The sequence below is a fragment of the Mycobacterium scrofulaceum genome, from assembly GCF_001667885.1.
Taxonomy (GTDB): domain Bacteria; phylum Actinomycetota; class Actinomycetes; order Mycobacteriales; family Mycobacteriaceae; genus Mycobacterium; species Mycobacterium scrofulaceum_C.
In genome coordinates this window covers 111,827-132,923 of sequence record NZ_LZJW01000164.1, presented here as the reverse complement: position 1 = coordinate 132,923, position 21,097 = coordinate 111,827, and the positions used below count along the sequence as shown (strand labels likewise).

Annotated in this window: 14 protein-coding genes and 2 rRNA genes; 8 read left to right on the top strand and 8 right to left on the bottom strand. The window is 66.4% G+C overall.

The annotated features are described in order from the left end of the window. Nucleotides 1-133 precede the first annotated feature (133 nt). Both A5681_RS23400 and rrf read left to right on the top strand, forming a co-directional pair. Nucleotides 134-3,233: ribosomal RNA gene (locus A5681_RS23400) — 23S ribosomal RNA — on the top strand. 93 nt (nucleotides 3,234-3,326) lie between these two features. After that, nucleotides 3,327-3,439, top strand: a 5S ribosomal RNA gene (gene rrf, locus A5681_RS23395). A 57-nt stretch (nucleotides 3,440-3,496) separates the two neighbouring features. On the opposite strand, the gene A5681_RS23390 is transcribed toward rrf, so the two are convergent. The 3 genes from A5681_RS23390 to A5681_RS23380 form a co-directional block, all read right to left on the bottom strand. After that, nucleotides 3,497-4,000 carry a methylated-DNA--[protein]-cysteine S-methyltransferase gene (locus A5681_RS23390; RefSeq protein ID WP_067281203.1) on the bottom strand — a complete coding sequence of 168 codons (504 nt, stop codon included), beginning with the start codon at nucleotides 3,998-4,000 and terminating at the stop codon, nucleotides 3,497-3,499. Next, the gene (locus A5681_RS23385) at nucleotides 3,997-5,484 is read right to left on the bottom strand and encodes a DNA-3-methyladenine glycosylase 2 family protein (protein WP_067281200.1); all 1,488 of its coding nucleotides are present in this window, start codon (nucleotides 5,482-5,484) and stop codon (nucleotides 3,997-3,999) included. The genes A5681_RS23390 and A5681_RS23385 overlap by 4 nt, the downstream gene beginning before the upstream one ends. A 68-nt stretch (nucleotides 5,485-5,552) precedes the next feature. Further along, nucleotides 5,553-6,437: a LysR family transcriptional regulator gene (locus A5681_RS23380; RefSeq protein WP_156738119.1), complete on the bottom strand. Its 885-nt coding sequence runs from the start codon at nucleotides 6,435-6,437 to the stop codon at nucleotides 5,553-5,555. Between the two features lie 90 nt (nucleotides 6,438-6,527). Between A5681_RS23380 and A5681_RS23375 the strand changes: the two genes are divergently transcribed. Further along, a complete protein-coding gene (locus A5681_RS23375) occupies nucleotides 6,528-7,775 on the top strand; it encodes an MFS transporter (RefSeq protein ID WP_067281193.1) in 1,248 nt (415 codons plus the stop codon). A 9-nt stretch (nucleotides 7,776-7,784) separates the two neighbouring features. On the opposite strand, the gene A5681_RS27535 is transcribed toward A5681_RS23375, so the two are convergent. Both A5681_RS27535 and A5681_RS23365 read right to left on the bottom strand, forming a co-directional pair. Then, a complete protein-coding gene (locus tag A5681_RS27535) occupies nucleotides 7,785-8,168 on the bottom strand; it encodes a hypothetical protein (protein WP_197498700.1) in 384 nt (127 codons plus the stop codon). 69 nt (nucleotides 8,169-8,237) lie between these two features. Next, the gene (locus A5681_RS23365) at nucleotides 8,238-9,860 is read right to left on the bottom strand and encodes an adenylate/guanylate cyclase domain-containing protein (protein ID WP_067281187.1); all 1,623 of its coding nucleotides are present in this window, start codon (nucleotides 9,858-9,860) and stop codon (nucleotides 8,238-8,240) included. A gap of 45 nt (nucleotides 9,861-9,905) precedes the next feature. Between A5681_RS23365 and nucS the strand changes: the two genes are divergently transcribed. Further along, nucleotides 9,906-10,577 carry an endonuclease NucS gene (gene nucS / locus A5681_RS23360; protein ID WP_067281184.1) on the top strand — a complete coding sequence of 224 codons (672 nt, stop codon included), beginning with the start codon at nucleotides 9,906-9,908 and terminating at the stop codon, nucleotides 10,575-10,577. Nucleotides 10,578-10,599: 22 nt separating this feature from the next. Then, nucleotides 10,600-10,896, top strand: a complete 297-nt coding sequence (locus A5681_RS26820; RefSeq protein WP_082968510.1) for a hypothetical protein — start codon at nucleotides 10,600-10,602, stop codon at nucleotides 10,894-10,896. Here the strand turns inward: A5681_RS26820 and mce are convergent, their stop codons facing one another. Next, nucleotides 10,897-11,364 (bottom strand): methylmalonyl-CoA epimerase, encoded by a 468-nt coding sequence (mce, locus tag A5681_RS23355; RefSeq protein ID WP_197498699.1) that lies wholly within the window; start codon nucleotides 11,362-11,364, stop codon nucleotides 10,897-10,899. A gap of 78 nt (nucleotides 11,365-11,442) precedes the next feature. On the opposite strand from mce, the gene A5681_RS23350 reads away from it, so the two are divergent. Together A5681_RS23350 and A5681_RS23345 are read left to right on the top strand one after the other, a co-directional pair. Continuing rightward, on the top strand, nucleotides 11,443-12,624 hold the full coding sequence (locus A5681_RS23350) for an acetyl-CoA C-acetyltransferase (protein ID WP_067281178.1): 1,182 nt from the start codon (nucleotides 11,443-11,445) through the stop codon (nucleotides 12,622-12,624). Nucleotides 12,625-12,816: 192 nt separating this feature from the next. After that, entirely contained in the window at nucleotides 12,817-13,737 is a 921-nt protein-coding gene (locus A5681_RS23345) for a tetratricopeptide repeat protein (RefSeq protein WP_067281175.1), read from the top strand. Nucleotides 13,738-13,791: 54 nt separating this feature from the next. On the opposite strand, the gene glgB is transcribed toward A5681_RS23345, so the two are convergent. Both glgB and A5681_RS23335 read right to left on the bottom strand, forming a co-directional pair. Beyond that, a complete protein-coding gene (gene glgB / locus A5681_RS23340; protein WP_067281173.1) occupies nucleotides 13,792-15,987 on the bottom strand; it encodes a 1,4-alpha-glucan branching protein GlgB in 2,196 nt (731 codons plus the stop codon). Between the two features lies 1 nt (nucleotide 15,988). After that, complete coding sequence (locus A5681_RS23335; RefSeq protein ID WP_067281170.1) at nucleotides 15,989-18,103, bottom strand: alpha-1,4-glucan--maltose-1-phosphate maltosyltransferase; 2,115 nt, start codon at nucleotides 18,101-18,103, stop codon at nucleotides 15,989-15,991. 347 nt (nucleotides 18,104-18,450) lie between these two features. Between A5681_RS23335 and glgP the strand changes: the two genes are divergently transcribed. Beyond that, complete coding sequence (gene glgP, locus A5681_RS23330; protein ID WP_067281168.1) at nucleotides 18,451-21,096, top strand: alpha-glucan family phosphorylase; 2,646 nt, start codon at nucleotides 18,451-18,453, stop codon at nucleotides 21,094-21,096. Nucleotide 21,097: the final 1 nt, after the last annotated feature.

Below are 21,097 nucleotides of genomic sequence, written 5' to 3'. Positions count from 1 at the left end.
GTCCCTCCATCTTGGTGGTGGGGTGTGGTGTTTGAGTATTGGATAGTGGTTGCGAGCATCTAGATGAACGCGTAGTCCTTCGTGGCTGACGTGTTCATCGAAATGTGTAATTTCTTTTGAAACTCTTGTGTGTAAGTAAGTGTCTAAGGGCGCATGGTGGATGCCTTGGCATCGAGAGCCGATGAAGGACGTGGGAGGCTGCGATATGCCTCGGGGAGCTGTCAACCGAGCATTGATCCGAGGATTTCCGAATGGGGAAACCCAGCACGAGTGATGTCGTGTTACCCGTATCTGAATATATAGGGTGCGGGAGGTAACGCGGGGAAGTGAAACATCTCAGTACCCGTAGGAGAAGAAAACAATTGTGATTCCGTTAGTAGTGGCGAGCGAACGCGGAACAGGCTAAACCGCATGCATGGATAACCGGGTAGGGGTTGTGTGTGCGGGGTTGTGGGATTGATATGTCTCAGCTCTACCTGGCTGAGGGGTAGTCAGAAAGTGTCGTGGTTAGCGGAAGTGGCCTGGGACGGCCCGCCGTAGACGGTGAAAGCCCGGTACGCGAAAACCCGGCACCTGCCTTATATCAACACCCGAGTAGCAGCGGGCCCGTGGAATCTGCTGTGAATCTGCCGGGACCACCCGGTAAGCCTAAATACTTCTCGATGACCGATAGCGGATTAGTACCGTGAGGGAATGGTGAAAAGTACCCCGGGAGGGGAGTGAAAGAGTACCTGAAACCGTGTGCCTACAATCCGTCAGAGCCTCCTTGTGGGGTGATGGCGTGCCTTTTGAAGAATGAGCCTGCGAGTCAGGGACACGTCGCGAGGTTAACCCGTGCGGGGTAGCCGCAGCGAAAGCGAGTCTGAATAGGGCGCATCCCCTTTGGGGTGTAGTGGCGTGTTCTGGACCCGAAGCGGAGTGATCTACCCATGGCCAGGGTGAAGCGCGGGTAAGACCGCGTGGAGGCCCGAACCCACTTAGGTTGAAGACTGAGGGGATGAGCTGTGGGTAGGGGTGAAAGGCCAATCAAACTCCGTGATAGCTGGTTCTCCCCGAAATGCATTTAGGTGCAGCGTTACGTGTTTCACCACGGAGGTAGAGCTACTGGATGGCCGATGGGCCCTACTAGGTTACTGACGTCAGCCAAACTCCGAATGCCGTGGTGTATAGCGTGGCAGTGAGACGGCGGGGGATAAGCTCCGTACGTCGAGAGGGAAACAGCCCAGATCGCCGGCTAAGGCCCCTAAGCGTGTGCTAAGTGGAAAAGGATGTGCAGTCGCAGAGACAACCAGGAGGTTGGCTTAGAAGCAGCCACCCTTGAAAGAGTGCGTAATAGCTCACTGGTCAAGTGATTGTGCGCCGATAATGTAGCGGGGCTCAAGCACACCGCCGAAGCCGCGGCAACCGCAAGGTTGGGTAGGGGAGCGTCCCCCATGCAGCGAAGCTACCGGGTAACCGGTGGTGGAGTTTGGGGGAGTGAGAATGCAGGCATGAGTAGCGATAAGGCAAGTGAGAACCTTGCCCGCCGTAAGACCAAGGGTTCCTGGGCCAGGCCAGTCCGCCCAGGGTGAGTCGGGACCTAAGGCGAGGCCGACAGGCGTAGTCGATGGACAACGGGTTGATATTCCCGTACCCGTGTGTGGGCGTCCCTGACGAATCAGCGGTACTAACCACCCAAAACCGGATCGACCATTCCCCTTCGGGGGCATGGAGTTTCGGGGCTGCGTGGGACCTTCGCTGGTAGTAGTCAAGCAATGGGGTGACGCAGGAAGGTAGCCGTACCAGTCAGTGGTAATACTGGGGCAAGCCTGTAGGGAGAGCGATAGGCAAATCCGTCGCTCATTAATCCTGAGAGGTGATGCATAGCCGGTTGAGGTGAATTCGGTGATCCTCTGCTGCCAAGAAAAGCCTCTAGCGAGCACACACACGGCCCGTACCCCAAACCGACACAGGTGGTCAGGTAGAGCATACCAAGGCGTACGAGATAACTATGGTTAAGGAACTCGGCAAAATGCCCCCGTAACTTCGGGAGAAGGGGGGCCGAAATACCGTGAACACCCTTGCGGTGGGAGCGGGATTCGGCCGCAGAAACCAGTGGGTAGCGACTGTTTACTAAAAACACAGGTCCGTGCGAAGTCGCAAGACGATGTATACGGACTGACGCCTGCCCGGTGCTGGAAGGTTAAGAGGACCCGTTAACCGTAAGGTGAAGCGGAGAATTTAAGCCCCAGTAAACGGCGGTGGTAACTATAACCATCCTAAGGTAGCGAAATTCCTTGTCGGGTAAGTTCCGACCTGCACGAATGGCGTAACGACTTCCCAACTGTCTCAACCATAGACTCGGCGAAATTGCACTACGAGTAAAGATGCTCGTTACGCGCGGCAGGACGAAAAGACCCCGGGACCTTCACTACAACTTGGTATTGGTGTTCGGTACGGTTTGTGTAGGATAGGTGGGAGACTGTGAAACCCCAACGCCAGTTGGGGCGGAGTCGTTGTTGAAATACCACTCTGATCGTATTGGACACCTAACGTCGAACCCTTATCGGGTTCACGGACAGTGCCTGGCGGGTAGTTTAACTGGGGCGGTTGCCTCCTAAAATGTAACGGAGGCGCCCAAAGGTTCCCTCAACCTGGACGGCAATCAGGTGTTGAGTGTAAGTGCACAAGGGAGCTTGACTGCGAGACTTACAAGTCAAGCAGGGACGAAAGTCGGGACTAGTGATCCGGCACCCCCGAGTGGAAGGGGTGTCGCTCAACGGATAAAAGGTACCCCGGGGATAACAGGCTGATCTTCCCCAAGAGTCCATATCGACGGGATGGTTTGGCACCTCGATGTCGGCTCGTCGCATCCTGGGGCTGGAGCAGGTCCCAAGGGTTGGGCTGTTCGCCCATTAAAGCGGCACGCGAGCTGGGTTTAGAACGTCGTGAGACAGTTCGGTCTCTATCCGCCGCGCGCGTCAGAAACTTGAGGAAACCTGTCCCTAGTACGAGAGGACCGGGACGGACGAACCTCTGGTATACCAGTTGTCCCACCAGGGGCACCGCTGGATAGCCACGTTCGGACAGGATAACCGCTGAAAGCATCTAAGCGGGAAACCTTCTCCAAGATCAGGTTTCTCACCCTTTTAGAGGGATAAGGCCCCCCGCAGACCACGGGATCGATAGGCCAGACCTGGAAGCCCAGTAATGGGTGCAGGGAACTGGCACTAACCGGCCGAAAACTTACCAACACACAATCGCAACCACTGTTCAGTCCCTTCGACTATTCGTCGCGGGACGCTCTGAACACCACACCCCCCACCGAAACCAAATTTAAATAGAGTTACGGCGGCCACAGCGACAGGGAAACGCCCGGTCCCATTCCGAACCCGGAAGCTAAGCCTGTCAGCGCCGATGATACTGCCCTTTCGGGTGGAAAAGTAGGACACCGCCGAACATACACAAAAACACCCCCGGCAACGGGGGTGTTTTTGCATTCTCGATGCCGGCCGTTTTAGTCGAACAATGTCAAAGCCGCATTCGTCGACGCATGTTTGCGTTCCAATGCGAGCAGGGTTTGCTTGCGGTCCAGGCCGCCGCCATAGCCGGTGAGGCTGCCGTTGGCGCCGATGACGCGATGACAGGGAACGACAATCGCGATGGGGTTGTGGCCGTTGGCCAATCCGACGGCCCGCGCGGAGCCAGGCGCGCCGATCTGGGCGGCGATCGTTCCGTACGATCGGGTTTCGCCGTACGGAATTGTCTGCAACGCCGTCCATACCCGCCGCTGAAATTCGGAGCCGCGCAATTCGAAGTCGAAATCGAATTCGGTCAATTCACCGGCGAAGTAGGCGTCGAGTTGTTCGGTGGCGGCCTGAAACGCCGCGGGGTTCGGTGCCCAACCGGTGCGGCTGGGTTCGTAGGTCTGGTCGACCATCCGAAGCATGGTCAGAACCGAGCCCTGACCGGCGAGGGTCAGCGGCCCGATCGGGCTGTCGATGGTGCGGTACTCGATCATGCGACCTCCTGTGGTGGCCATTGGTTTACCGGATGCTCGAGGGTGGTCCAGAGGTACTGGGTGGCGTAGGACCGCCAGGGGCGCCACCGGGCGCCGTGGCCGGCGAGAGCCCGTTCGTCGGTCGGCAGGCCCAATCGCTTGGCGGCCAACCGAAGCCCAAGGTCGGTGGCGGGGAAGGCATCCGGGTCACCGAGGCCGCGCATCGCGATCACCTCCGCGGTCCATGGGCCCACCCCGGGAACCTCCAGCAAGTGTCTGCGGGCGGCCTCCCAGTCGCTCCCGCTGTCGAGGACGACGCTGCCGTCGGCGAGCGCGGCGACCAGCGCGCTCACCGTTCGTTGCCGGGCCTTGGGGACGGCCAAGTGGACGGGGTCGATCTCCGCGAGCTGCTCCACGGACGGAAAGGTATGGGTCAGCCCACCGTCGGGATCGGCGATCGGCTGCCCGTAGGCCGCGACCAGGCGACCGGCGTGGGTTCTGGCCGCCTTGGTCGACACCTGCTGGCCCAGCACCGCGCGGACGGCAAGCTCGGCCTCGTCGACGGTGCGTGGAATGCGTTGTCCGGGAGCCTTTCCCACGACCGGACGCAGGCGGGCATCCCCGGACAGGGCGTCGTCCACCGCTTCGGGATCGGCGTCGAGGTCCAGGAGCCGGCGGCAGCGGGCGATCGCGGTGGTCAGGTCGCGAAAGTCGTCGAGCACCAGCACGCAACGGACGTGATCGACGGCCGGCGCCAGGGAGGCGACGGCGTTGCCGAACGGGAGACGCAGGCTCCGTCGATACGCGCCATCGCGGATCTCCTCGCAGCCGGGCACGGCGCCGGCGGCCAGGTGGCCGAAGACGCCCTCATAGGCGAATGGCGTGCGGACCGGCAATCGCAGGCACACCGCCCCCGGCGAAGCGGTGCCCGTCGCGGCCCGCACCGCGGCCCGCCGGCGCAGCTGCGTCGGTGTGCTCTCGAAGACCGAGCGCACGGTGTCATTGAACTGCCGGATGCTGGAAAACCCCGACGCGAACGCGATGTCCCCGAACGGCAGGTCCGTGGTCTCGACGAGCAGGCGCGCCGTCTGCGCCCGCTGGGCGCGGGCCAACGCGAGCGGCCCGGCGCCGACCTCGGCCTGCAACAGCCGCTCCAGCTGGCGGGTGGTGTAGCCGAGGTGCGCCGCCAGGCCGCCGACGCCTTCGCGATCCACGGTGCCGTCGGCGATCAGGCGCATCGTGCGGGCGACGACGTCCCCCCGCACGTTCCACTCCGGTGACCCGGGCGAGGCGTCGGGGCGGCACCGCTTACACGCCCGGAATCCGGCACGTTGGGCGGCGGCGGCGGTCGGGTAGAAGCGCACGTTGCGGGCGAACGGCGGCCGAACCGGGCAACTGGGCCGGCAATAGATGCGGGTCGTCAGCACCGCCGTGACGAACCAGCCGTCGAACCGGGCGTCCTTGGACTGGACGGCGCGGTAGCAGCGTTCGAAGTCATCGTGCACGCTTTCAAGACTTACACCCGCCCGGTGACAAAACTGGCGGAAAAGCGACATGGCAGTGGGACGCCGGCCTACGGGCCGTCGTGGCGCACGGCCGCGGCGGCCGAGATGAAATCGCGGGCCGGGCGGGACAGCGGACGCCCCGAATCCCAGATCATCCCCACGTCGCGGTATGCGTCGGCGTCGGCAAGCGGCCGCACGGCCAACCCCGGTGCGTAGTCGCTGCCGTCGATGGGCATCAGGCTGACGCCCAGCCCGGCCGCCACCAGGCCCGCGGTCGTGGTGAGGTTCGCCGCCTCCAGCACGATCCGCGGCTGAAAATGCGCCGCGGCGCAAAGCTCGTCGAGCAGCCGTCGCATGCCGAACCCGGGGTGCATGGCCACGACCGGTTCGTCGGCAAGATCGGTCATGGACACCGCGGCGATGCCCTCGAATCGATGGGAGCGCGGCACCGCGACACCGAGCCGCTGTCGAAACAGGCTGCGCCAGGCCAGAGTTGGGCGCCGCGGCCGCGGTGAAACCACCCCGACGTCGACTCGCCCGGCCAGCACCAGATCGCCGATCGATTCGGCGGCGCCCTCTTCGAGCGCGAACGCGACGCGCGGGGAGGACTCCTTGAACCGGGCGATCAAGCGCGGCACGACCGTCGCCCCGAACGAGTTCAGGAAACCCACCCGGATCTCGCTGACGGCCGGGTTCGCCAAGTCGTCGATCGCGCGTCTGGCTGAGTCGAGTTCCAGCTGCGCTCGCCGGGCATGCTCGTAGAAGATCCGGCCATAGGTGTTGAGGGAGAGGCGCTTGCCGCGGCGGTCGAACAGCGCGACGCCCAGCCGCCGCTCGAGGCGGGCGAGCATGCGGGTGAGCGTCGGCTGGGCCATGCGAAGCTGCTCGGCGGCCGCCGTGACGTGTTCCAGCTCCGCGAGTGTGACGAACCACTCGTAATCGTCGCCTACCACGCCCACCGCCTCGTCTTATGCCGCAACAGCATATTAAACCGGCAAACAATTCATTTCCTTCGTTTCACCGGGGCGCGCAGGATCAATGGCATGCCCCAGCGTCCCCCCACCGTCAGCCCGCACCGGGCCGGAACCCGCGGCTACCGCCGGTTGACCGGCGCGCTGTGCGGTGCCGGCCTGGCCAGTTTCGCCGCGATGTATTGCACCCAGGCGCTGCTGCCGGCGCTGTCGGCCTCCTATCGGATCGGCCCGGCCGCGGCCGCGCTCACGGTCTCGCTGACGACGGGGATGCTCGCCGTCTGCATCATTCCCGCCAGCATCCTGTCCGAGCGCTACGGGCGCATCACCGTGATGTTGACCTCCGGGGTGGCGTCCAGCGTGATCGGGCTGGTGTTGCCGTTCAGCCCGACGCTCGGCGTGCTCCTTGTCGGCCGCGCGGCCCAGGGCGTGGCCCTGGCCGGGATACCCGCCGTCGCGATGGCGTTCCTGGCCGAGGAGGTACACGCCTCATCGCTCGGAGCGGCGATGGGCCGCTACATCGCCGGAACGACCGTCGGTGGGTTGGCCGGTCGGCTGGTCCCGTCGTTGGTCATCGAGGCGAGCAATTGGCGGGTCGCGCTGCTGGTGTGTTCGGTGACGACGCTCGCCGGCACGCTGGCCTTCGCCGCCCTGGTGCCCAGGTCGCAGTTCTTCGACCCCAAGCCGATGAGCGTGCGGGCCAGTGTGCGCAACCTGGCGGCACATCTGCGAAATCCGTTGCTGCTGAAGCTTTTCGCGGTGGGGTTCGTGTTGATGGGCGGATTTGTCACGGTCTACAACTACCTCGGCTACCGACTGACCGCCCGGCCGTTCGGGCTGGCACCGTCGGTCGTAGGGCTGCTGTTCCTGCTGTATCTGGTCGGCACCTGGACGTCGGTGGCGGCCGGGCGGATTGCCGACCGCAGGGGACGCCCGCTCGTGCTGGGAGTCGCTTTGCCGGTTGCGGCGACGGGTCTGCTGCTGACCGTCCCGCACGCCGTGGCCGCGATCGTGGTGGGCGTCGGCGTTTTCACCGGTGGCTTCTTCGCCGCGCACACCGCGGCCAGCGGCTGGGTGGGCGCCGTGGCACGGCGCGACCGCGCGGAGGCGTCGGCGCTGTATCTGTTCAGCTATTACCTGGGTGGATCGGTGGCCGGCGCGCTCGGCGGCTTGGTGTACGGCATCGGTGGGTGGCCGGCGACCGTCAGTTTCGTCGGCGCGCTGCTGGTGGTCGGCTCATGCCTGGTGGCGTTGTTGGTGCGGGAGAGCGGCTCCCGCACCGACAACTACCTCGTTGCGGCCTTGGCCACCGTTGATTGATCGCCGCGGTTACGGGCCGGGAGGGGTCCCGACGCACACGCCGCCGGCGCAGGCGCCCGCGCCGCCGGGTCCGGCGGACGCACCCGCGCCCGGCACACCAGCGCTGGCCCCACCGGGACCGGCGCCGGCGCCGGAACCGCCCGGTCCGGCGGTCGTGGCGCCACCGGGCCCGGTCTCGGGACCGCCGCCCGGCCCGGCCGGGGTTGTCGCGGCCGGCGCCGTGGTGGTGACGCTTGCGGGCGTCGTGACGGTGGTGGTGACGGTCGATGTCGAAGTCGTCGGGTTCTTGTTGTTGTTGCCCGAGCTGCAGCCCGCGGTCAACGAACTCAAGGCGATCGCCGCGGCGATCCCCGCAGCGACGGAAGCCCGCCGCACAGTTCCACTACCGGTCATGTCAACACCAATCTCTTCGAGGGGCGATGTCCTTAGTCCCCTTACCCACTCGGGTCGGAAATCAATCCCTCAGGACGCGTCGGCGGTCTCGGCGGGCAGCGCGAGCCGGGTGGGGCGTTCGTGTCCGCGTAGCGTCACCGTTTCGCCCAAAGTCCAACGGCCGCGCTCGTTCTCGCTCGCGCCCTCGCGCGCGTCGGCCGTTGCCAGCAGCCGGCCCGGGTAGGACTTGGCGAGCTCGCACAGGCGGGCCGCCTCGTTGACCGGCCCGCCGATCACGGTGTATTCGAAGCGTTCCCTGGCGCCGACGTTGCCGGCGACCACTTGCCCCGCCGCCACGCCGATACCGGCCTGGCACTCCGGCATTTCGTTGGCCAGCCGTTTTGCGATGGCGCGTGCGGCGGCCAGCGCTTGATCCTCCGGGCGGTCCAGGTGATTCGGTGCTCCGAAGATGGCCAGCGTCGCGTCGCCCTCGAACTTGTTGACCAGCCCGCAGTGTCGGTCCACTTCCTCGACGACGATGCCGAAAAACTGGTTGAGCACCGACACGACTTCGGCCGGGGGCCGGCTGGTCACCAGCTGGGTAGAACCGACGATGTCGATGAATACGACTGCCACGTGGCGTTCTTCGCCACCCAGCTTCGGTCGCTCGCGTTCCGCGGCCAGGGCTACCTCACGGCCGACGTGTCGGCCGAAAAGGTCGCGGACGCGTTCCCGCTCGCGCAACCCGTCCACCATCGCGTTGAATCCGCGTTGCAGCTCACCGAGTTCGGTGCCGTCGAAAACGACCAGATCGCCCCGCAGATCGCCGCGCTCCACGCGGCGCAACGCCGCGCGCACCACGCGCACCGGAGTTGCCGTGAGCCAGGCCAGGATCCACATCAAGAGGCAACCGAAGATCACCGTGGCCATCGAAATGATCAACACACCGACCGCGAACTCCGTCTCGGTCAGGTTTCGCATCACGGCCTGGAAGCCCGCGAGGAAGGCGATGCCGAGCACGGGCAGGCCCGAACCGAGAAACCAGACCACCATGGTCCGGCCCATGATCCCGGCCGAGAAACGCCGTGGCGGCGGCCCGGCCTCGAGTGCCTGCGCCGCGACGGGGCGCAGGGCGAACTCGGCGATGAGATAGCTGGCGGTGGCCACCAAGACGCCACAGATGCTCACCGCGACGAGAAACCGCGGGATGAACAGCTTGTTGATTAGGCCGTAAAGGGTCGTGTACACCACCGCCCCGACACCCCACAGGATGAGGTCGAAGCGGGCGATGCGCCACGGGGCCAGGAAGGTGTTGCGTTCGTCGTCCGCGTTCGGCGATCGCTCCTCGATCGCCCAGCGCAACGAGAGCACGGTCCGGCGGGTGATCCAATAGGTGCCCACCGCCAGGGCCAACGCGATGTAGGCCGGAGAGACACCGAACGTGATCCAGGCCGGCGCATCGTGGAAGATGCTCGGCTGCGGAACGGCGACGATCACCAGCAGCAGCGCCACCGCGATCCCGATCAGGTTGGCGCCCAGCACCAAGACGGTCAGGATGACCTGGATGCGGACGCGGCGACGTGCCTGGCTCTCGGAAACCCGCCCCAGCAGCAGGGAGCCGTACGCGGGGGTCTCCGGTAACCGGCCGCTCTGACGGGTGACAATCTCGAGCACCCGCCCGATGCGTTTCGCCAAGCTCTGCGTGGCCGACATGGTGGCGTCAGCCTAATTTGTCGGCCACGCTCTAAGGTGAGTCGGGTGCGTCTCGTGATCGCCCAGTGCACTGTGGACTACGTCGGCCGGCTCACCGCGCATCTTCCCTCGGCCCGCAGGTTGCTGCTGTTCAAGGCCGACGGATCGGTCAGCGTGCATGCCGATGACCGCGCCTACAAGCCGTTGAACTGGATGAGCCCGCCGTGCTGGCTCACCGAGGAGCCCGGTGAGCAGGCGCCGGTCTGGGTGGTGCAGAACAAGGCCGGCGAACAGCTCCGCATCACCGTCGAGGATGTCGAGCACGACTCGAGCCACGACCTGGGCGTGGATCCCGGGCTGGTCAAGGATGGGGTCGAGGCCCACCTGCAGGCGTTGCTCGCCGAGCACGTGCAACTGCTCGGCGAGGGCTACACGCTGGTTCGTCGCGAATACATGACCGCCATCGGGCCCGTCGACCTACTCTGCCGTGACGAACAGGGCGGTTCGGTCGCGGTGGAGATCAAGCGTCGCGGCGAGATCGACGGTGTCGAGCAGCTGACCCGCTACCTCGAGTTGCTCAACCGCGACAGCGTGCTCGCCCCGGTGAAGGGGGTGTTCGCGGCCCAGCAGATCAAGCCACAGGCGCGCACACTGGCCACGGACCGCGGGATACGTTGCATCACATTGGATTACGACAAGATGCGCGGGATGGACAGCGACGAGTACCGGCTGTTCTGAGCCTCCCGGCTAGGCTGGCGGCATGGCCCGGCGCCGCATACCGCCACGTCGGCGGTGGCAGTCAGCGCCGTCCCCGGCGTCGCGCCGGGTGGAGATCGGGCCGGATGGTCACGAGTACGAGGTCCGACCGGTCGCGGCCACCCGTGCGGTCAAGACCTACCGCTGTCCGGGTTGTGATCACGAAATTCGCGTCGGCACCGCGCATGTGGTGGTGTGGCCGACCGATCCAACCCGCGGGGGACCCGACGATCGGCGCCATTGGCATACCCCGTGCTGGAGCCACCGCGCTACGCGGGGTCCGACCCGGAAGTGGTCGTGATCAGGAAGCCGGTTCGACCAGCTCGATGAGGACGCCGCCGGCGTCCTTGGGGTGGATGAAGTTGATCCGCGAGTTTGCCGTACCGCGCCGCGGGGCCTCGTAGACGAGCCGGATGCCCTGGGACCGCAGGTGCTCGATCACGCTGTCCAGGTCGCTCACGCGAACCGCCATCTGCTGGATGCCGGGCCCGCGCTTGTCGAGGAACTTGGCGATGGTCGAGGAGTCGTCGATCGGGGCCATCAGCTGGATCTGCGCGGTACCCGTCGGGGCGCCGCGCACGGCCAGCATGGCCTCGCGGATTCCCTGGTCCTCGTTGACTTCCTCGTGCACCAGGATCATGCCGAGGTGGTCGTGGTACCACGCGATTGCCGCGTCCAAGTCGGCGACTGCGATGCCGACGTGATCGATCGCCGTCACCAGCGCGGTGGCCAGGACCTGACGGGCGTCAACTTGATCGGTCGTCATCACATAAAGGTAACCTGGCGGCAAAGATTGCGCTTCTCCGGGAGGCCGGATCGGCCGTCCACGGACCCTTGGGAGGTTGTTATGACGACATCGGTGATCGTTGCTGGAGCGCGCACGCCGATCGGCAAGTTGATGGGTTCGCTGAAGGACTTCTCGGCCAGCGATCTGGGTGCCATCGCGATCGCCGGGGCGCTGGAGAAGGCCAACGTTCCCGCCTCGGCGGTCGAGTACGTGATCATGGGTCAGGTGCTGACGGCGGGGGCCGGGCAGATGCCCGCGCGCCAGGCGGCCGTAGCGGCCGGCATCGGCTGGGACGTCCCGGCGCTGACCATCAACAAGATGTGTCTGTCCGGCATCGATGCCATCGCGCTCGCTGACCAGCTAATTCGAGCCGGTGAGTTCGACGTGGTGGTGGCCGGTGGGCAGGAGTCGATGACCAAGGCGCCGCATTTGCTGATGGACAGCCGGGCCGGCTACAAGTACGGCGACGTCACGGTCCTCGATCACATGGCCTACGACGGCCTGCACGACGTGTTCACCGACCAGCCGATGGGGGCGCTCACCGAGCAGCGCAACGACGTCGACCAGTTCACCCGCGCCGAGCAGGACGAGTTCGCTGCGCGGTCGCATCAGAAGGCGGCCGCGGCGTGGAAGGACGGGGTCTTCGCCGACGAGGTCGTGCCCGTCAACATCCCGCAGCGCAAGGGTGATCCGCTGCAGTTCACCGAGGACGAGGGCATTCGCGCCAACACCACCGTCGAGTCCCTGGCCGGCCTCAAGCCGGCCTTCCGCAAGGACGGCACCATCACCGCCGGTTCGGCGTCGCAGATCTCCGATGGGGCCGCGGCCGTGGTGGTGATGAACAAGGCCAAGGCGGAGGAGCTGGGACTGACCTGGCTGGTCGAGATCGGTGCACACGGCGTGGTCGCCGGACCGGACTCCACCCTGCAGTCGCAGCCGGCCAACGCGATCAAGAAGGCGCTCGGCCGCGAGGGCATCACCGTCGACCAGCTCGACGTGGTCGAAATCAACGAGGCGTTCTCCGCTGTGGCGCTGGCCTCGACCCGCGAGCTCGGCGTGGATCCCGAGATCGTCAACGTCAACGGCGGCGCGATCGCCGTCGGGCACCCCATTGGGATGTCGGGCGCGCGGATCACGCTGCATGCTGCCCTGGAACTGGCGCGCCGTGGCTCCGGCTACGGCGTCGCGGCCCTGTGCGGTGCGGGCGGGCAGGGCGACGCGCTGATCCTGCGGGCTAGGTAGGGCGGGCCGAAGCGGCCGCGCCGGCACGCTCGCGGAGGTTGCTGGATCGGCGCGCGCGGAAAGTTTTGTGATCTTCGTCATATCAGCGCCCGCAACCCCTTCGCTGCGCGGATTTCGGGCCGCCGCGGCGGCCCCCGAGCGTCCGCCCCACCGGGTGGATGGGTCACCGGCGCGCATGACAAACTTGACGGCGTGACGCGTCCGCGACCCTCGATCGGCCCCGCGATGGCCGGCGCTGTCGACCTGTCCGGCCTCAAGCAGCGGGCCCAGCAGCAACCGCCGGGCGGGACCGGTGGTGGTGCAACGTCGCCCGCCGAGGGCGGCCCCGGAGTCACCGCGATCACCGAGGCCAACTTCGAGGCCGAGGTCCTGCTGCGGTCCGAGGAAGTGCCCGTCGTGGTGCTGCTGTGGTCCCCGCGCAGCGACGCGTGCGTCCAGCTGCTGGACACGTTGTCCGGCATGGCCGCCCAGGACTACGGACAGTGGTCGCTGGGCACGGTGAACGTCGACGTGGCGCCCAGGGTGGCCCAGATATTCGGTGTCGACGCGGTGCCCACCGTGGTGGCGTTGGCGGCCGGGCAGCCGATCTCGAGTTTCCAGGGCATGCAGCCGCCGGATCAATTGCGCGGCTGGCTGGACCAAATTCTTTCCGCGACAGCCGGGAAGCTCAGGGGCGCAGGCAATTCCGCGGACGCCGACGAGGTCGACCCCGAGTTGGCCGCCGCCCGCGAGCAGCTGGAGGCCGGTAACTTCGAGGGCGCCCGAGGGGCGTATCAAGCGATCCTGGACGCCAATCCGGGCAGCGCCGAGGCGAAGGGCGCGATCCGCCAGATCGACTTCCTCATGCGCGCGACCGCGCACCCACCGGACGCCGTGGCCGCCGCCGATGCGGCGCCCGGTGACATCGATGCGGCCTTCGCGGCGGCCGACGTCGAAATCCTCAACCAGGACGTGAGTGCGGCGTTCGACCGTCTGACGGCGTTGGTCCGCCGCACATCCGGGGACGAGCGCACCCGGGTGCGCACCCGGCTGATCGAGCTTTTCGAACTCTTCGACCCCGCCGATCCCGAGGTCGTCGCCGGCCGGCGCAACCTCGCCAACGCCCTCTACTGAGGTTCCGGGCCAGACAGCCGGATTTCAGCAGCGGGTCGGCGTGCGTCCGCCCGCCTACTCGGGCTCGAGCCACAGGGCCGAGTTGGGCGGCAGCACCAGCACCGCGGAGGCCGGACGTCCATGCCACGGGTCCTCGGTCGCATCGACACCGCCCATGTTGCCGATGCCCGTCCCGTTGTAGTCGGTGGCGTCGGTGTTGAGCACCTCGCGCCAGCGGCCCGCGGACGGCAGTCCCAGCCGGTAGCCGCTGTGCTCGTTGCCCGCGAAGTTGAAGATGCACGCCATGACGGATCCGTCGCTGCCATAACGCAGGAAACTGAGCACGTTGTTGGCCGAGTCGTTGGCGTCGATCCAGGAGTATCCGTCAGGGACGGTGTCCTGGCTCCACAACGCCGGGTGGCTGCGGTAGATGGCGTTGATGTCACGCACCAGACGCGCGACGCCGTTCGAGAAGCCCTGCTCGTCGAGCTGCCACCAGTCCAGGCCGCGCTCCTCGGACCATTCGGCGCGCTGGCCGAATTCCTGTCCCATGAACAGCAATTGCTTGCCGGGATGCGCCCACTGATAGGCGAGCAGGCTGCGCAGCCCGGCGGCCTTGACGTGGTTGTTGCCCGGCATCCGACCCCACAGGGTGCCCTTGCCGTGCACCACCTCGTCGTGGCTGATCGGCAGCACGTAGTTCTCGCTGAACGCGTACAGCATCGAGAACGTCATCTCGTGGTGGTGGTAGTTGCGGTAGATCGGGTCGCGGCTGATGTAGTCGAGCGTGTCGTGCATCCAGCCCATGTTCCACTTCATCGAAAAGCCCAGGCCGCCAAGGTTTGTCGGGCGCGTGACGCCGGGCCATGACGTCGACTCCTCGGCGATGGTGACGATGCCGGGGGCGCTCTTGTGCACCGTGGCGTTCATCTCCTGCAGGAACTGAACGGCCTCCAGGTTCTCCCGCCCGCCGTAGATGTTGGGCGTCCAGCCACCCTCGGGGCGCGAGTAGTCCAGGTACAGCATGGAAGCGACCGCGTCGACCCGCAGCCCGTCGATGTGGTACTCCTCGAGCCAGTACAGCGCGTTCGCCACCAGGAAGTTGCGCACCTCGGCGCGTCCGAAGTCGAAAACGTATGTGCCCCAGTCGAGTTGCTCGCCGCGCTTGGGGTCGGCGTGCTCGTAGAGCGGGGTGCCGTCGAACCGTCCCAGCGCCCAGGCGTCCTTCGGGAAGTGCGCCGGCACCCAGTCCACGATGACGCCGATGCCGGCGTGGTGCAGCGCATCGACCAGCGCCCGGAATTCGTCGGGCGTGCCGAATCGCGACGTCGGCGCGTAGTAGGACGTGACCTGATAGCCCCAGGATCCGGCGAAGGGATGCTCGGCGACGGGAAGCAGCTCCACGTGGGTGAAGCCGTGGTCCACCACGTAGTTGGTCAGCTCCTCGGCGAGCTGGCGGTAGCCGAGACCGGGGCGCCAGGAGCCGAGGTGCACCTCGTAGGTGCTCATCGGCTCGAACACCGGATTGCGTTGGGCGCGCTGCTCCATCCACTCGGCGTCCTGCCAGGTGTACTTGCTGCGCGTGACGCGGGATGCGGTGTGCGGCGGCACTTCGGTGGCGAAGGCCATCGGGTCGGCTCGCTCGGTGACGACATCGTCGGCGCCGTGCACGCGAAACTTGTACAACCCGTCGACGGGGAAGTCGGGCCAGAACAACTCCCACACCCCCGACGAGCCGAGCGACCGCATCGGAGCGTCGCTGCCGGTCCAGCCGTTGAACTCGCCGATCAGGCTGACGCCCTTGGCGTTGGGGGCCCACACCGCGAACGACACGCCGTTGACCACACCGTCGGCCGTGGTGAACGAGCGGGGATGCGCGCCAAGGACTTCCCAGAGCCGCTCATGCCGACCCTCGCCGAACAGGAAGAGGTCGACCTCGCCCAGGGTGGGCAGGAACCGGTAGGCGTCGGCCACCGTGTACGGTTCGGCACCCTCGTAGGTGATCTGTAGCCGGTAATCGATCAGGTTGGTGAACGGCAGCACCGTGGCGAACAAGCCGGATTCGATGTGCTCCAACGGAAACCGCTCGTCGCCGACGAGTGCGACCACCTCAGTCGCATGCGGGCGGAACGCCCGGATGACGGTGTGGTCGGCGTACTCGTGCGCGCCCAGGATCCCGTGCGGGTTGTAGTGGGTGCCGGACAGCAGGCGGGCCAGGTCGGCCGGGTCGGGCGCCAGGTGCGTCCTGGCCAGTTGGTCGGCTTGGCTCATCTCACAATCCCTCCGGTCCGTTCGGTGGCCTGCGGAGCAGCTTCATTCGCGACTCCTGCGGAATGAGTGGCATGTTGATCACATGCGCGACCGCTCGCGCAGGGTCGATGCGAACGTAGTTTGCCTGCCCCCATTGGAATTCTTGGCCGGTGATTTCGTCGCGCACCCAAAAGCGTTCGTAGGGCTCCATACCCAAAGCCGCCATGTCCAAAAACAGCGTGGCTTCTTCGGCGCCGAACGCGTTGAGCGTCACCACCACCAACACGCAGTCGCCGGTCGCCGGGTCGAACTTGCTGTAGGCCAGCAACGCGTCGTTGTCCACGGTGTGGAAATGAATGGTGCGCAGCTGCTGCAACGCCGGATGCAGCCGGCGAATCGAGTTGAGCAGCGTGATGAACGGCTCCAGGGAGCGTCCCTCAGCAAGCGCACCCGCGAAATCGCGGGGCCGCAGTTCGTATTTCTCCGAATCCAGGTACTCCTCGCTGCCCTCCCGCACCGCGCGGTGTTCGAACAGTTCGTACCCGGAATACACGCCCCACGCGGGACTCATCGTTGCCGCCAGCACCGCGCGGATCGCGAACATGCCGGGGCCGTTGTGCTGCAGGACGGCGTGCAGGATGTCAGGCGTGTTGACGAACAGGTTCGGCCGCCGGAAGTCCGCGGCGGCGGCGATGGCGTCACCGAATTCGGTGAGTTCCTGCTTGGCCGTGCGCCAGGTGAAGTAGCTGTAGGACTGGGTGAACCCGAGCTTGGCCAGGCCGTACTGCCGGGCCGGCGGCGTGAAGGCCTCCGACAGGAAGAGCACGTCGGGGTCGATGTTCTTCGCCTGCGCGATCAGCCACGCCCAGAAGTTCGGCGGCTTGGTGTGCGGGTTGTCCACCCGAAAGAACTTGACGCCGTGGTCCATCCAGTGCCGCACGACGCGCAGCACTTCGTCGTAGAGGCCCGCCGGGTCGTTGTCGAAGTTCAGCGGGTAGATGTCCTGATACTTCTTCGGCGGGTTCTCCGCATAGGCGATGGTGCCGTCGGGCAGCTCGGTGAACCACTCGCGGTGGTCGCGCGCCCAGGGGTGGTCCGGCGCGCACTGCAGCGCCAGGTCCAGCGACACCTCCATTCCCAGGTCGCCCGCCGCCGCCACGAAGGCGTCGAAGTCCTCGATGGTGCCCAACTGCGGGTGAATCGCGTCGTGGCCGCCCTCGTCGCTGCCGATCGCCCACGGCGATCCCACATCGCCGGGGGCGGCGGTCGGAGAGTTGTTGCGGCCCTTGCGATGTACCTTGCCGATCGGGTGGATCGGCGGCAGGTAAACGACGTCGAACCCCATCGCGGCGATGCGCGGAAGTTGGGCGGCCGCCGTGGCGAACGTGCCGTGCACGGGCTTGCCGTCGGCGTCCCAACCGCCGGTCGAGCGGGGGAACATCTCGTACCAGGAGCCGAAGCGGGCCAGGGGCCGGTCCACCCACACTCCGTATTGCTCGCCGCGGGTGACCAGGTCGCGCAACGGATACTCGGCCAGGATCTGATCGATTTCGGGCGCCAGCGCCAACGCGGTCCGGGTGACCGGGTCACCGGGTTTGCGCAGCGCCGCCGCGGCCGCCAGCAGCGGGTCGCGCTTCGCGCGGGGTACCCCCGTCGCGGCGCGCTCGAACAGCCCGGCGCCGACCAGCAGGTCGTTGGACAGTTCCGTCTCGCCCTGGCCCGCCTCGAGCTTGGCCACCAGGCCATGCCGCCACGAGTCGATGGGGTCGCCCCAGCCGTCCACGCGGAAGGTCCACAGGCCGACCCGGTCGGGCGTGAACTGCCCGTGGAAGACGTAAGGCTCGAGGCCCAGCGTCATCGGCAGGAGCAGCGGCTTGACGCGTTGCTGGTCGACCGCGCCGTCGACGTCCGTCGCCGTCTTGACGGGGGCTTGAACCGCTTTGATTCGGCGCGTTTCCGTTACTTGCGGATAGCGCGGCCCGAGGTACCGCACGACCAGCGTGGCGGCGACGGCCTCGTGGCCTTCGCGCCACACCGCCGCGCTGACCGGGACGATCTCACCGACCACGGCCTTGGCGGGATACGCGCCGCATGAAACGACGGGTTGGACGTTATCGATCTCGACACGACCAGGCACAACACTCCGTTCCGATTTGCCCGTTCCTCCCGGCCCGATCGCTCGGGTCTCGGATTCGCCGGCAGACTTCCGACTAGCCGACTCCTCATCGGTCCGCTTCCTCGGACTCGGACCGATGAGGAGTCGGCTGGTTCCGATTGTGTGCGGGCATCCCGCGTGTACTCCGTCGCGGGATGCCTCTCGTCTGGCGAAAACTTCCTGTCGTGGGGAACTTCCTCTGCGGGGAAGCGCCGTTGCGGCCCCAATAACTAACCGATACCCACCCTAGTGTCCGGTCACACCCCCGGCGGAAAAAGCTGTCCACCGTCGTCGTGCGCGGGGCGAAATCCTCAGTAAGGTAAGGATGCGTGAAAGCCCTCCGCCGCTTTACCGTCCGCGCTCACCTTCCCGAACGGCTGGCCGCGCTGGACCAGTTGTCGACCAACTTGCGATGGTCTTGGGACAAGCCGACCCAGGACTTGTTTGCGACGGTGGATGTGGACCTGTGGGAGCGGTGCGGGTCTGATCCGGTGGCATTGCTCGGCGCGGTGAACCCGGCACGGCTCGATGAGTTGGCGCTCGACGAAAGCTTCCTCGGCCGGCTCGACGAATTGGCCGCCGATCTCAACGATTACCTGTCCCGGCCGCTGTGGTATCAGCAGCAGCAAGCCGACGGTGTGGCGATGCCGACGGCCATCGCCTACTTCTCGATGGAGTTCGGGGTCGCCGAGGTGCTGCCGAATTACTCGGGCGGTTTGGGCATCCTCGCCGGGGACCACCTGAAGTCGGCCTCCGACTTGGGGGTGCCGCTGGTCGCGGTGGGCCTGTATTACCGGTCCGGGTATTTCCGTCAGTCGCTGACCGCCGACGGCTGGCAAAACGAGACCTACCCGTCGCTCGACCCGCAGGGGTTGCCGTTGCGGCTGCTCACCGACGCGGTCGGGGATCCCGTCTTGGTCGAGCTGACGCTGCCCGACTCCGCCCAGCTGCACGCGCGGATCTGGGTCGCGCAGGTGGGGCGGGTTCCGCTGCTCCTGCTCGACTCCGACGTCCCCGAGAACGAGCACGATCTGCGCAGCATCACCGACCGGCTGTACGGCGGCGACCAGGAACACCGGATGCGCCAGGAACTGCTGGCCGGCATCGGCGGGGTGCGGGCCATCCGCGCGTTCACCGCCATCGAAGGCCTGCCGGCGCCCGAGGTGTTCCACATGAACGAGGGGCACGCCGGTTTCCTGGGAGCGGAACGGATCCGCGAATTGATGACCGATGCCGGGCTTGACTTCGACACCGCGCTCGCCGTCGTGCGTTCCAGCACCGTGTTCACCACCCACACTCCGGTGCCCGCCGGCATCGACCGGTTCCCGATCGACATGGTGCGGCTCTACTTCGACGGGCACATCGAGGAGGACCCCGGGAAGAAGGACGAGAAAACCGGTGGCAAGAACGCGCCCGCGTTGTTGCCCGGCGTGCCGACCGCCCGCATACTCGCCCTCGGCGCCGAGGACGATCCGACGAAATTCAACATGGCGCACATGGGATTGCGGCTGGCGCAGCGGGCCAACGGCGTCTCGTTGCTGCACGGTGAGGTCAGTCGGGCCATGTTCAACGAGCTGTGGCCCGGATTCGACTCGAACGAGGTGCCGATCGGGTCCATCACCAACGGGGTGCACGCGCGCACCTGGGCCGCGCCGCAATGGTTGCAGTTGGGGCGTGAGCTGGCCGGTTCCGATTCGTTCGGTGATCCCGGCGTCTGGCTGCGGCTGAACCAGGTTGATGCGGGCCATCTGTGGTGGATCCGTTCGCAACTGCGGTCGTCGCTGGTCGAGGACGTCCGCCGACGGCTGCGCAAGTCCTGGCTCGAACGCGGCGCATCGGACGCTGAATTGGGTTGGATCGCAACGGCATTCGACCCCAACGTGCTCACCATCGGGTTCGCCCGGCGGGTGCCGACCTACAAGCGGCTGACGCTGATGCTGCGCGACCCGGAGCGGCTCGAACGCCTGTTGCTCGACGAGGACAGGCCCATCCAGCTGATCGTCGCCGGTAAGTCGCACCCCGCCGACGATGGCGGTAAGGCGTTGATACAGCAGGTGGTTCGCTTCGCCGACCGCCCGGAGGTGCGCCACCGCATCGCGTTCCTGCCGGACTACGACATGTCCATGGCCCGGCACTTGTACTGGGGCTGCGACGTCTGGCTGAACAACCCGCTGCGGCCGCTGGAGGCCTGCGGCACGTCCGGGATGAAAAGCGCGCTCAACGGCGGGCTGAACCTGTCCATCCGCGATGGATGGTGGGACGAGTGGTACGACGGCGAAAACGGTTGGGAGATACCGTCGGCCGACGGCGTGGCCGACGAGGGCCGCCGCGACGACCTGGAGGCCAGCGCGCTCTACGACCTGCTGGAGCAGGCCGTGGCGCCGAAGTTCTACGAACGCGACGAACACGGCGTGCCGCCACGGTGGATCGAAATGGTGCGCCACACGCTGCAAACGCTCGGACCCAAGGTGCTGGCCTCGCGGATGGTGCGCGACTACGTGGAGCGGTACTACACGCACGCCGCCCAGTCGCTGCGCAGGACCGTCGGGCCCGCCGAGGACGGCGCGGACGGCGGCGAGTTCGGCGCCGCGCGCGAGGTGGCCGCCTACCGTCGGCGCGCCCAAGAGGCGTGGCCGAAGATCACCATCACCGACGTGGACAGCACCGGGCTGCCGGACACACCGGTGCTCGGCTCCAAGCTGACCCTGACCGCCACCGTGGCGCTGGACGGGCTGGCGCCCGACGAGGTCACGGTCCAGGGCGTGGTGGGCAGGGTGGACGCCAGCGACGCGCTGCTGGACCCGGTGACCGTCGAGATGTCGTACACCGGGACGGCCGAAGGCGGCAACCAGGTGTTCTCGACGACGCTGTCGTTACCGCTGGCCGGGGCCGTCGGGTACACGGTCCGCGTGCTGCCGCACCACCCGATGCTTGCTTCCAGCGCCGAGCTCGGCCTGGTCACCCTGGCCCGCTGAG